Here is a 12,583-nt window from a genome sequence, read left to right on the forward strand (position 1 = left end):
CTTGTAAAAATATAAAATCAATTTAGAATACTAGGAGGATAAAATATATGAATGAATCAATATCAGTGAACAAACTATCCAATCAGAATGTCAATACAACGGTTCGTATGACTGCTAGGCAGATCATGCTTATCATTATTCTTCTTGGTGCACAGTTCATGCTTGCGGTTGACTTTTCTATCGTTACCGTTGCCATTCCAAAAATCGGCGACGAGCTTGGCCTTAGCCTAAACAATTTACAGTTCCTGATTTCGGCTTTTGTTCTTCCGTCAGCTGGGTTCTTGCTGTTGTTCGGACGAATTGGAGATATATTCGGTCGAAAAAAACTTTTTCTTATTGGCATGGCGCTTCTGACGATCTCATCATTGATTGGGGGGCTAGCCAGCTTGTTTGAGACGATTCTCATCGCTCGTATTGTGCAGGGGCTTGCTACTGCGCTCGTTATTCCTTCTGGCATGTCATTGATTACTACAAGTTTTGAAGAAGGACCGTTACGGACTAAGGCTCTTAGTCTTAATGGTGCCATACTATCTCTGGGATTCACTTCTGGAGCGATCCTTGGGGGAATTCTAACAGATCTCCTGTCCTGGCGATGGGACTTCTTTATCAACGTTCCTGTTGGAGCAGTTATATTCTTTGGTGGTATTTTCTTCATTAAAGAATCGGTCGCTGATGTACGTCTGAAACTTGATACACTTGGTGGAATAACCGTTACCATTGGTTTACTGTCGTTTGTGTTAGGCATTACTAATTCTGAACATAGCGGTTGGAGTGCCCCTGAAACATGGGGTAGTATTCTTTTTTCTGCCATCTCGTTTGTAATATTTTACTTCGTTGAGCTTAGAGCAACTAATCCGCTTGCTCCAGTTCAGATTTTAAAATTAAATACGGTTAAATGGGGGAATTTAGGGGGCTTGTTCGTATTCTCTATGGAAAGCGCCATCGTATTTTTACTGACATTGTATCTCCAGGGTGTTCTGCACTTGACTCCATTTCAGACAGGACTGATGTTCGGATTCCTTGGCCTAGGTTGTTTTCTCGGAGGGATATTTGCCTCTAAAATCATTGCTCGAATTGGATCTAAAGCAGGTCTAGTCTGGGGCCTATTGATCCAAGGTGTTACGGCGTGTAGCCTGTTCTGGCTAGGAGAAAACAAAGTATTGGCTATTTCAGCCATTCTGATCATGACATTCATTGGGGGAATGGGACACGTTTTAGCCATCGTTTCATATACAGTAACCGCCACCTCAGGTATAAATAATACTGAGCAAGGTTTAGCAGCAGGATTGGCTACACTTACGCAGCAGATCGGAATTACCGTAGGAACTCCAATAATGTCAGTTATTGCTGCTTCGCATTATGGTGGCTCTACTTCAGAACTAAGTATTCTTCATGGTACTACTTTTGGCATATTAATAGACGGCGCGATTGCCTTGGGCGGTGCCTTCTTGATCGCTACATTTCTTCGCACTAGCAGGCGTACACTTACAAAAAGCAAAAATTATGGAGGTACAAACCAGTGAAAATAGCAAATGGCGTAGAAATGCTTGAATTGAGAATGGGAAGTATGATCATTCATCCAGTAGTGATCCGGGATGAGCATGAAGTGATTTTGGTGGACACTGGTTCACCTGGACAACTTCCAGCAATTAAAAAAGCGATGGAGAAAGCAGGTATCTCTTTTCATAAACTGAGCAAGGTGATTTTGACACATCAAGATTTGGATCACACTGGGAGTCTACCTCAAATACTAGATGCCATAGATCATCCGATCGAGGTGTTCGCGCATGAGATGGAAAAACCGCACATCGAAGGTGACAAGCCACTTCTTAAGATGGCACCAGACAGGTGGCTAAATGTGAAAGTCGATAAAACCATTGATGATGGGGAAGTGCTGCCATACTGCGGGGGAATCACTGTGATCTTTACACCTGGGCACACGCCAGGGCATATTAGTTTGTACTTGAATGAGAGTAAAACATTGATCACAGGCGACGCGCTTACAGGGACAAACGAGATGTTACAAGGCCCAATGGCTCCGCCGCTTTTTGCACTAGATATAGACATGGCGCTGAAATCGCTGAGGAAGTTCGCGAAGTATGATATTGAAACCGTAATTTGTTATCATGGCGGGATATTTAGAGACAAAGTGAGCGAGCAGTTGAGGGAATTGGCACAACAAGGTGAAAAATCTGTCAATAATAAATAATGAAATGAAAGGAAAACAGTCGCAGAGTACCGGCGGTCATGCCGGTGCCCTGCGACTGTTTGGCGTGCATCGGATCGAGAAACTTAGTTCATTAGGCTTTCTCGTCGGCAGAGGGACCGTAGATGCCCGGCACCGGAGTATCGAGAAGCCGCAAATATACCCCTAGCTGCGCCCGGTGGTGGACCATGTGGCTTAATCCGAAGGTGCGGAGCGCGATCGCCCGCGGCTCGCGGAGGATGATATGGTCGCCGTGACGCAGCGTCCATTCCTCGCCGAGCGTTTTCTCGTCGCATTCAGCGAGCAACTTTTCAAGCTTGCCGACGTTCGCGTCGAACTCTTCCAGAACGTCAGCGCGTTTTTCCAAGGACTCCCGCCGCAGGGGCACGGTCGAAAGATCGAACTCCGGGTGTTGAAAGATCGCGATTTGCCAGTTCAGCAGGTTGATCAGGTGCGTGGCCAGACCGCCAAGCGTCATCGATTTCTCGTGCGGCTTCCACGACATATGCTCCTCGGGCAAGCGTTCCAGAATGCGGCGCGTAGTGGCCAGTTCATGCGTTGCGTCGCCAATAATCAGTTGTTTGACCATAAATTCATCTCCTCCCATATGGTTTAGCATACTATAAATTCCAGTTGAGTGGAAATCTCTCTGGTTAACCGACTATGATTTTTCTGGCGATTTATATGAACCTACGACTCTTGCAATTGCCCTGATTCCCTTGCCTTCGGCTCATGAATACTATGGACAAGCCGATAGCAGCAAAATAAAGCACAAAAACAGAGCGATGATCTTAACGGATTTCAATCTGAATCATACCCGTCTATAAAGACACAAGAATATGGCCAAAGCGTGTCGCCGTCCGAATTGGCACCGTATTCGGATACGTTGCGGTTATATAGCTTTGTACCTTTTGTTTCGTGTCGGCTTGAATAGGGATACGAAAACCGGGCAGCAATTGCATGATGTATTCTAGCGCCTGCTCAGGCGCCATCGTATCCTCCCGCTTTTCTTCGAACACGCGAAAGTCGAATTGATATTGACGGGCATAGAGGAGATTCAACATGTAGACGATATCCAAACGCATGGCTGGCTGTTCCCCGCCGATCAAGAGCGGCCACAACTGGCGGATGAGGTTGTGCTCTCGTTTTCCGGCAAATGTGCTCAGAAAGCAATACTTTCGGGCGCACTGCAACGCTTTTTCGAGATATTGCCAGCTGCTTATGGCTGGGCACATGGAGGCGAATACAAGATCAAATGCTTGGTTCCAGCCTTCGTGATCGACATTGATGTCTTCCCATAATGCCTCGATGACCTCGATGGCAACGCCGTGACTTTGCGCATGCTGCTGCAGCAATCCGATCATGGAGGAAGACGGTTCAAGAGCCGTCACCTGTGCGGAACGCAGGGCAAATGGAATGGTAAAAGCTCCCGGACCGGAACCGATGTCCAGTACCGTGGCGCCCTCAAAACTTACGCCGAGCTGCTCCAGCCACCCAATGACATGCTCCGTCCGTCTTTTACCCGCGTTTCCGAGTGCATTCCCGGCAAAAGATTGCGCTCGAGTGTCCCACATGGAGATCGCTTGGTCCCCGTGCAGCTTTTGCGTTTGTTGCCAGGCTTGATCCCACGCGGAGCAATCCTTAATGTTGACTGTTGTCATTATTGCCGAACCTTTCCGTAGTTCAGTACCGCCGTCATATGCTCGATCGTGATCGCCCAATGCGAGGCGGTCCAGTACTTCTCTTTATTTGTGACGTAGATGACTTGCGGTGATTGGTGATTGACGCCAAGATCTTCGGCGATTTGGTTCGAGACAGGACGAGATTCGATTACCTTCACGAGTATGTAATCGACATCACAATTTGGAGTGTCTTGCAAATAATGATTATATTCTTTCAGTGCATTGGCACTAACCGGGCAAGCCGTGCTATGTTTCAGCACCACTTGTCCGCGTTCGGCGGAACGTTCCAATACGGATTTCCACTCTTCGATGGTTTCAATTTCTTTCCAATCCATTTAAATCAATCTCCTCTCAATTAAGCGTGAATAGGCTCCACGGCTTCAAGATATTTCTCGCAATCGAGCGCCGCCATACAGCCGCTGCCCGCTGCGGTAATCGCCTGACGGTATTTGCGATCCTGCACGTCACCGCAAGCGAATACACCAGGAATGCTCGTCTCGGACGTACCCGGTTTAACGATCAGGTAGCCGAGCTCGTCGGTTTCGAGCTGTCCGCCGAGGAAATCGGTGTTCGGCTTATGGCCGATCGCAACGAAAATGCCGTCGGTTTCGAGAATTTCTTCGACGCCCGTTGCGTTATCCTTGACTTTCAGGCCGGTTACGCCAATATTGCCGGCAACGACTTCAAGCGGAGTTTTGTTAAGACTCCATTTGATTTTTTCGTTGGCACGGACACGATTTTGCATGATCTTGGAGGCACGCAGCTCGCCCCTGCGATGCACAAGGCGCACTTCGGAGCCAAAACGCGTCAGGAAATTCGCTTCTTCCATCGCGGAGTCGCCGCCGCCAACTACAATGATCCTCTTGTTCCGGAAGAAGAAGCCGTCGCATGTCGCGCAAGCGCTGACGCCGCGTCCGAGGTTTTCCTTCTCGTGCGGGATGCCCATATATTTGGCCGAAGCGCCAGTCGAAATGATCAGCGTTTCCGCCGTCAATTCGCCGATGCCTTCTACGATCAGCTTGAACGGACGCTGCGACAGGTCAACGGAGTTGACCCAGCCGGTGCGGAATTCGGTGCCGAAACGCTCGGCCTGCTTTCTCATATTATCCATCAGTTCCGGGCCCATGATGCCTTCCGGAAACCCGGGAAAATTCTCTACGTCGGTTGTTGTCGTCAGTTGCCCGCCCGGTTCCGGCCCTTCGATAACGAGCGGCTCCAGATTCGCGCGCGCCAAGTAAATGGCAGCCGTCAGTCCGGCTGGCCCCGTGCCGATTACGATGGATTTGTATGTCTTCATTGTGCTTCCTCCTTAATTTTTTAACCTACGACTCTTGCAATTGCCCTGACTCCCGGCGCCTCCGGCTCATGAATACCAAGGACAATGCAATGACCGTGAGGATAATCCCAAGTATTCGAAATCCCCCGAAGCTAAACTTACCTCCCATTACAATGCCTATGAGCAATGAAGAGAGAATGGTCCCCAGGTATCTCGATGTCAAAAACAATCCGGATGCTACACCGATTATTTCTTTTGGAGAACTTTGAAACAAGGCCGCTTGCATACCGACATTATTGAACCCGTTGCTAATACCGAATGCAGCTAACGCCAAACATACGCTGATAACCGGTGAAGTTTGATTCAATGTCACGATCCATACTGCCCCAAGTGTCATCAGGATTCCGGATACTAGCAATGCTGGTCGAGGCCCTGATTTATCGATCCATCGTCCTGCCATTGGAGAAGCAACGAGCGAGCATAAGCCTAAGGTTAGCATGAGAATCCCTGTATGGAACTCACTGATATGACGTACCATTTGCAAGTAGGACGGAAGCCCGAAAAAGAGCGAGTAATAAAGTACGTTAACGAGTATGAATTCGACATTGACCCAAGTCATCGCAGGATATTTGGCGAATGTGCGCAAAGGAATAAAGGGTGACGTCGCTTTTAACTCATGTCGTATGAAAGTCCCCAGTGTCACGAGGCCTAGTAACCCGACAACGATGTACCAAAATGAGACATGTCCGGATGATTTTGCTGAAAGTAATCCAACGAGCAGGGCAACCAGACCCACAGTGAAGAGCAGGATCCCTGAAACATCAATCAAATCCAACCATTTACGAAAGGACATGCCCCGTTGGGCGGATGTTGGCGGTTCGTCCTTGGGAATTGTCCTCCAAGCTAGTAGAAAGCTAGTTACCACGAAAGGAATATTGACGAAAAAGATAGCATGCCAATCCCACCAGTGAATCAAGACCCCACCAATAAAAGGTCCAATTGCTGCCGCTCCTGATAGGAATATGGACAAAACGGACAGCGCAGTCGCTTGTTTCTCCGTAATATGAATTCGAATAATTGCCATTCCAACTGAAATCATCATGCTTGTTCCGATGGATTGCACAATGCGGAATACGATGAGCCAACCAAAGTTTGGCGATAGTGGGGCTAATACTGAGGCAACGAAGGCTACAACAAGCCCGGCAAGAAATATCTTCTTGCGACCGAATAAATCGCTGGCCTTTCCCACGACAGGGTTAGAGATCGCACTTGCAATGTAGAAGGTGAAAATAATCCAGGAAATTACGGTAAAGTCAAGTTGGAACGCATTTTGCAGCCTGGGAATAGCAACAGCAACCATCGAAGAATTTAATGGGTTGAGCAGCATCCCAAGTCCAACGGAAATCATCAACCACCAACTGCGAGCATTCATTTTTGAGTTCCCCCTAAAGTTTATTGATGTCATCTTACTTGAAATCAATTATTTATTCCAACGCATTTTATGTTATGATTTCATTGATTTGAGGGAATGAATGGAGGGTGCGAAATGGAACTTCTTCAACTGCAATATTTTCTCGCGGTAGCTCGATTGGAACATGTGACCGAAGCTGCACAAAGTCTGCACGTTACTCAATCGTCGCTAAGCAAAACGATTCAGCGTCTGGAGGAGGATCTAGGGGTCCCTCTATTCGATCGAACAGGGAGGAAGCTGCGACTGAATGAGTTCGGAAGCAGATTCCTTCGCCGAGCGGAAAGGGCATTGTTTGAATTGGAGCAGGGGAAGCAGGAGATTAGTGATTTGTCCAGCCCGGAACAGGGCACACTCGAGCTAGCGGTGACCACCGCAAGTACGTTACCAAATATCCTCCGGGAGTTTCGGAAAAAGCGGCCTAATATCCAATTTCATGTGCAAATGCTTAGCACGCAAAAAATGGTTACGCTTCTTCATAGAGGAGAGGTCGATTTTTGCTTATCTTCACCTCCTATACAAGAGGATGACATTGAATGTCAAATCGTGTTCATTGACCCAATCCTCGTAGCGGTTCCAAAGCGGCATCGACTGGCAAACCGAAGCAGCGTATCTTTGATAGAACTAAGAAATGAATGGTTTGTCGGTGTAAAGAAAGGCTACGGTGCTCGTGACTTCGTGGACTCTTTATGCCAAGCGGTTGGCTTTGTACCTAAGTATGTGTATGAGGGTGATGAACCTGCAAGGCTAAGTGATCTTGTAGAAGCCGAAATTGGAATAGCCTTCATACCAAGCACGGCAAGGAATTCGAGGGAACATATCCAATATCTCCAAGTAGAGAATCACGAATTGGCACGGGAGATCGCATTATTATGGAACAAGAATCGGTACATTTCACGGGCGGCTTTGGAATTCCGTGAAGTCGTTATAGAATATTTTCAGACGATATCCAAACAGTCAATTTAAGCATGCTGTACCTCTAATTGGGTATAAAAAAAGTAGTATGACAACTGTCTGTCATACTACTTCATAAAGTTTGAGTGTATTTTGAAGCTAATAATTTATTGCCCTTACATGCAACTTCTGCTAAGATGATCTATACTTATTAAAATGATTTAATAAGTGTCATCACTATTTTGATGAAAGGCTTTGATCTACATGACAAATGTGTTTAAAACGCCGAAAGAGATAAAGGAACCGTTAATTTATCGCATCCGCGCGGGACTCATCATGATGGGAAGCGCCACGAAAGCGGAGCTCAGTCAGCGATTGGGGATAAGCTTTCCGACGATTAGCAAGTTTATGGCCAAGATGGAGAAGGACGGAGAAATCAGCTATACAGGCGATGATGTTTCCAGTGGAGGTAGGAGGGCAAAGCGGTATACCTATGATCCGGAATACATGTTGGGATTAGCCATTTTTATCGAGAAGAGCGAGACAAATTATTCGATATTTAACTGTATTGGGGAGGTCAAAGAGCAGGGAACAATGCCAAGCGTATTACAGCAAGATGCGCAGCTACTGGCGGACCTTATTGAAACGCTCATCGAGAAATATCCACGGCTTCGCTCCATCGCTATCGGAGTGCCTGGAGCCGTTAACAATGGGAAAATCATCTTTATCCCACCATATCAGCAATTCCTGGACTATGATTTGAAAAGGGAATTTGAATCCCGATTCCAAATACCGGTCGTGGTCGAAAATGATATGAATGCATCGGTACTTGGATATGCGTCAAACTTCGAAATTGAGAATGAATCGCTGGTTTATCTGTATTTTGGTCAGAACGGGCCGGGTTCTGGAATTATGATCAATGGCGATGTCGTGCGAGGTAGCACGTTTTTCTCGGGTGAGATTTCTTTCGTACCTCAGTACGATAATCAATCTTTCCTGCAAGCGCTGCAGATGGAAGAAGGCAATCGTCGGATTGTATTGGCTAGAGACAGCCAGATTGATGCCGTCGCCCGTTTAATCGCCACATTCGCAGCCATCGTCAACCCTCGGGCACTCGTTTTTTCCGATGATGAAGTAGACGAAGCGCTTTTGGCTAGGATCGCAGCTAGAAGTTCGGTTTATATCCCGCAAGAACATTTGCCAATGCTCATAATGAGCAATTGGAGACAGGATTATTTGACCGGCTTGCAGCATTTAGCGCTTAATCTGATGATTACGGATTGTTGCTAGAAATTAGACTTATGCAAACAATAATAATCCTCTCTAGAAGGAGTGCATTATGGCTACCATGTTTTTAGTTATTATCTATCTGGCATTTATTAGCCTAGGAATTCCAGATTCTCTGCTTGGATCGGCATGGCCTGTGATACGGCCCGACATGGGTGCTTCATTTGGCTTCGCGGGAATCTTGTCCATGATTGTGGCTGGAGGAACTATTGTATCCAGTCTAGGAAGCGGGAGCTTGGTTAAGCGAGTGGGGACAGGTAAAATTACTCTGATCAGTTGTTGCCTTACTGCAGGGGCGTTGCTTGGATTCTCAATGGCACCCTCGATGATCTGGCTTGTCTTTTTGGCCGTTCCTCTTGGTCTAGGCGGAGGTGCCATTGATTCGGCACTAAATCATTATGTAGCTGAAAATTATAAGGCCCATCACATGAACTGGCTGCACTGTTTTTGGGGTGTAGGGGCAACTATGGGACCAATTATTATGTCTTTTTTTATTGCTGAACATAACTCATGGAGAGACGGTTATACAGCGGTATCAATGATACAGTTCGCACTTGCGATTATTTTGTTTGTCTCGCTCCCCTTATGGAAACGTATCACTGCGCTTAGGGAGGCTGAGCGTCTAAACAGTAAGATTCCACAAGACCAAATCGGATCTGACTTGATTCAACCTACAGGTAGTTCCAAGGCTAACGTGCTCCAAATAAAAGGTGTTAAACATACACTTATCGCTTTTTTGTTCTATTGTGGGGTTGAATCCACGGTAGGATTATGGGGAGCCAGCTATCTGACAGGTGCAAGCAATATGACGGCGGAGACAGCTGCCGGGTGGATATCTTTATACTATGCTGGAATAACTATTGGAAGGCTTATTACAGGATTTATTACTTTGAAAGTATCCAATCGTGTATTAATCCGATGCGGTCAGATCATTGCCATTGCGGGTGGGTTAATGCTGTTACTCCCTGACCCTTCGTTTATTCTTGTTGGACTTATTCTTATAGGACTTGGGCTTGCCCCTATCTACCCCGGACTACTTCATGAAACGCCTTCACGCTTTGGACGGGAAAATGCCGCAAAGCTAATGGGATATCAGATGGCAGTCGCGTATACGGGCACCACATTTCTCCCTCCGCTCTTTGGAATGCTCGCTGCACAAACCAGTATAGCCTTATTTCCTTTTATTGCGCTTGCTTTCATTTTATTGATGATGATGAGTGCAGAGAAACTAAACCATATTTTGAACAATCAAGCGGAATCTAAAGGTGTGTATTTATAAAACCGCTACTTTGCTATATTTAAGCTTCGGCATTATCATGCTGAGGCTCTTTTTATTATGTAGTCAGGGAGCTTAAAGTGTTGTTGACTGGACACTGAATGGTGTCATATAATATCTAATAAGACACTAAAAGGTGTCCAATTAGGAGGGGATAAAATGGGTAAGATAATCGGTACAGAAACAAACGCCAAGGCACAAACCCTGCTCAGAGGAAGAGTTATCACTTATTGGGTTATAACAGCACTGCTTGCATTTGTTGTAGGCGCAGGAGGGATAGGGGAGCTAACACATCAATGGGGGACACTCGAGACGGTGGAAATAGTGGGTTACCCAGTGTACTTTCTGACCATACTTGGGGTTTGGAAGGTGCTTGGGACGATCGCCATCCTCATGCCAGGCTTTCCACGGCTCAAAGAATGGGCGTACGCCGGTATTTTCTTCGGAATGACGGGAGCAGCGGCCTCACATGCATTCGTGGGTGATTACGGGGCTTATGCGTACCACCTATTCAGCCCCCTTAGTTTTGCAATTCTCGCCCTCGTTTCATGGGCGCTGCGTCCGAAGCGCCGTACGCTCAAAGAGGTGGTAAATTAGCGACGGCCCTTTCGTACACCAAAAGTTTTCTAATACGGAGAATGAAATTAGGAGAGGGTGTTGTGAGCGAGAACAACCAGTTGCGGGATGTGTTTGACGCGATTGCAGATCCAACCAGGCATCGATTGATTCGCCTTTTAGCAGAGGCAGGGGAGATGCCGCTTCATGAATTAACGGCACAGTTTCCAATGGGCCGTACAGCGGTTTCCAAGCATTTGACAATCCTTAAAGAGGCCGGACTAGTAATTGACCAAAAAGTTGGCAGGGAAACGCGATTTAGGCTGAATGCCGCTCCACTCAGAGAAATTCAAGATTGGGTGGCCTACTACAACAAGTTTTGGAGTACGAATATGCTGCGTTTGAAGCAACTATTAGAGGAGGAAGAAGAATGAGTTCAATAGTATCCCTGGATTTTCAGTACAAGAGATAATGCGCATTGTCATCAAATTCAATAATTGAACTGCGGCAATCAAGGACGTTACTTTCTCGTCCAAGGCTGTCAATATGTATTTCTTATCACCGGTGCATTGTTGCTGGTGAAAGCGGTATGGGTTTATTTTAACGTGTATAAAAAGCTCAGCATAAAGGAAAAGCTTACAATGTAAAAATTAGAAGAAATGGAGAGTAATAAATGATTAATAAAGTCGGTCAAATTATGTTATATGTGAATGACCAAGATGAGTCATTGAAATTTTGGACAGAAAAAGCAGGGTTTAGCTTAGTTGCTGAGGAAAATAACGGACATATGAGATGGATTGAAATTGCCCCAACAAACGAAGCACAAACAAGTATTGTGCTCCACAATAAGGAATTGATTGCTAAAATGCAGCCTGAATTAAATCTCAATACACCTTCGTTATTGTTTTTCTCGGAAGAACTCGATAGCTTATATAAAGACTTTAAGGATAAGAAGATCACAGTCGGAGAACTTGTAAATATGCCTTCTGGGAGAGTATTCAACTTTGCGGATGATGAAGGAAATTACTTTGCGGTTATGGAAAAAAAGTAATCACAAAATGAAACCTTAAAAAACTGAAGGCTGCCGGTTATCCCGGCAGCCTTTGCTGCGTTAATACTGAAATTCCCAGCAGTATTTTCATCCGGTCTTTAATTGGCCGAGCCACCATTTCGTTAGAGATAAAGACCTGTAGTGTAAAGAGATGTGATTGTATTAGCAATCTCTTCAACAGAACGCTGATGTTCGTTTCGAACAATTTCCCAAAGATACATTTCATTTGTGAAAAACCAACCTCGTGCTACAATCTCATGGTTTAAATGAGCTCTAGCTAGCCCATTTTGCTGTGAATAGGCAATGTCCATCGATATTCGCTGAATAAATTGTTCACGAATGGCTTTCCACTTATCCGAAATAACAGAGGATACCCCGATGGCCTGCTCGAAGATTTGCATCATATTACGTTCGGCCTCTGCCATTTTTAAAAAAGCATAGGTTTGTTTTTTAATGATATGCTCTGCTTCGTTTTTCGATTTGGGGAAGAAGGAGATCTCGGCAATTTCATAAAATTGCGCCATCACATTCTCCATTAACACGCAAAGCAGATCTTCTTTACCTTCAAAATGAACATAGGCTGTTCCGTATCCGATGTTTGCTTTTTTGATCATTTGAGAAATCGTTGCTTTTTGAAAACCTTCTTCCAGAAATACTTCCTTTGCAGCTTCCAATAACTTCTGACGTGTTACGGCTGAGCGCAAATGTCGTTTATCCCCTATTTTATCAGTTTTCATTCCAATTCCTCCCCTATTAATTATCTTCTAGGATATAAGGATTTCTATGAAAATGAAAGATTTGTTTAGATAGAATTGTCTGAACAATAATATTGACATCATGTCATATTCGTTGATATGATGTCCCTAGAAAGAGTAACTTTAATAAAAA

The 12,583-nt window shown here is 45.6% G+C and carries 14 protein-coding genes; 8 read left to right on the forward strand and 6 right to left on the reverse strand.

The features are described 5' to 3' along the window. Nucleotides 1-47: 47 nt before the first annotated feature. Together ACFQZT_RS07070 and ACFQZT_RS07075 are read left to right on the forward strand one after the other, a co-directional pair. Complete coding sequence (locus ACFQZT_RS07070; protein WP_379298064.1) at nt 48-1,523, forward strand: MFS transporter; 1,476 nt, start codon at nt 48-50, stop codon at nt 1,521-1,523. After that, nucleotides 1,520-2,209, forward strand: a complete 690-nt coding sequence (locus tag ACFQZT_RS07075; RefSeq protein ID WP_379298066.1) for an MBL fold metallo-hydrolase — start codon at nt 1,520-1,522, stop codon at nt 2,207-2,209. The genes ACFQZT_RS07070 and ACFQZT_RS07075 overlap by 4 nt, the downstream gene beginning before the upstream one ends. A gap of 91 nt (nt 2,210-2,300) precedes the next feature. Here the strand turns inward: ACFQZT_RS07075 and ACFQZT_RS07080 are convergent, their stop codons facing one another. From ACFQZT_RS07080 to ACFQZT_RS07100, 5 genes are all read right to left on the reverse strand, one after another. Then, entirely contained in the window at nt 2,301-2,795 is a 495-nt protein-coding gene (locus ACFQZT_RS07080; protein ID WP_379298068.1) for a DinB family protein, read from the reverse strand. A 232-nt stretch (nt 2,796-3,027) separates the two neighbouring features. Then, nucleotides 3,028-3,867, reverse strand: a complete 840-nt coding sequence (locus ACFQZT_RS07085; protein ID WP_379298070.1) for a class I SAM-dependent methyltransferase — start codon at nt 3,865-3,867, stop codon at nt 3,028-3,030. Beyond that, nucleotides 3,867-4,223 carry a bacillithiol system redox-active protein YtxJ gene (gene ytxJ / locus ACFQZT_RS07090; protein ID WP_379298072.1) on the reverse strand — a complete coding sequence of 119 codons (357 nt, stop codon included), beginning with the start codon at nt 4,221-4,223 and terminating at the stop codon, nt 3,867-3,869. Before ytxJ ends, ACFQZT_RS07085 begins: the two co-directional genes overlap by 1 nt. 20 nt (nt 4,224-4,243) lie before the next feature. Further along, the gene (gene trxB / locus ACFQZT_RS07095; RefSeq protein ID WP_379298074.1) at nt 4,244-5,185 is read right to left on the reverse strand and encodes a thioredoxin-disulfide reductase; all 942 of its coding nucleotides are present in this window, start codon (nt 5,183-5,185) and stop codon (nt 4,244-4,246) included. 25 nt (nt 5,186-5,210) lie between these two features. Continuing rightward, nucleotides 5,211-6,596: an MFS transporter gene (locus tag ACFQZT_RS07100; RefSeq protein ID WP_379298076.1), complete on the reverse strand. Its 1,386-nt coding sequence runs from the start codon at nt 6,594-6,596 to the stop codon at nt 5,211-5,213. Nucleotides 6,597-6,710: 114 nt separating this feature from the next. On the opposite strand from ACFQZT_RS07100, the gene ACFQZT_RS07105 reads away from it, so the two are divergent. The 6 genes from ACFQZT_RS07105 to ACFQZT_RS07130 all read left to right on the forward strand — a co-directional run bounded on the left by ACFQZT_RS07105 (nt 6,711) and on the right by ACFQZT_RS07130 (nt 11,695). Continuing rightward, nucleotides 6,711-7,598, forward strand: coding sequence for a LysR family transcriptional regulator (locus ACFQZT_RS07105; RefSeq protein ID WP_379298078.1), 888 nt, complete (start codon nt 6,711-6,713; stop codon nt 7,596-7,598). A gap of 192 nt (nt 7,599-7,790) precedes the next feature. After that, entirely contained in the window at nt 7,791-8,816 is a 1,026-nt protein-coding gene (locus ACFQZT_RS07110; RefSeq protein WP_379298080.1) for an ROK family transcriptional regulator, read from the forward strand. Nucleotides 8,817-8,865: 49 nt separating this feature from the next. Next, nucleotides 8,866-10,092: an MFS transporter gene (locus ACFQZT_RS07115; protein ID WP_379298082.1), complete on the forward strand. Its 1,227-nt coding sequence runs from the start codon at nt 8,866-8,868 to the stop codon at nt 10,090-10,092. Between the two features lie 156 nt (nt 10,093-10,248). Further along, the gene (locus ACFQZT_RS07120; protein ID WP_379298084.1) at nt 10,249-10,686 is read left to right on the forward strand and encodes a DoxX family protein; all 438 of its coding nucleotides are present in this window, start codon (nt 10,249-10,251) and stop codon (nt 10,684-10,686) included. A 62-nt stretch (nt 10,687-10,748) separates the two neighbouring features. Next, nucleotides 10,749-11,078, forward strand: coding sequence for an ArsR/SmtB family transcription factor (locus ACFQZT_RS07125; RefSeq protein WP_379298086.1), 330 nt, complete (start codon nt 10,749-10,751; stop codon nt 11,076-11,078). Nucleotides 11,079-11,317: 239 nt separating this feature from the next. Then, a complete protein-coding gene (locus ACFQZT_RS07130; protein WP_379298088.1) occupies nt 11,318-11,695 on the forward strand; it encodes a VOC family protein in 378 nt (125 codons plus the stop codon). 122 nt (nt 11,696-11,817) lie between these two features. On the opposite strand, the gene ACFQZT_RS07135 is transcribed toward ACFQZT_RS07130, so the two are convergent. Further along, the gene (locus ACFQZT_RS07135) at nt 11,818-12,432 is read right to left on the reverse strand and encodes a TetR/AcrR family transcriptional regulator (RefSeq protein ID WP_379298090.1); all 615 of its coding nucleotides are present in this window, start codon (nt 12,430-12,432) and stop codon (nt 11,818-11,820) included. Between the last annotated feature and the right edge of the window lie 151 nt (nt 12,433-12,583).

The organism is Paenibacillus sp. GCM10027628, from assembly GCF_042676385.1.
In the GTDB taxonomy this organism is placed as follows: domain Bacteria; phylum Bacillota; class Bacilli; order Paenibacillales; family NBRC-103111; genus Paenibacillus_E.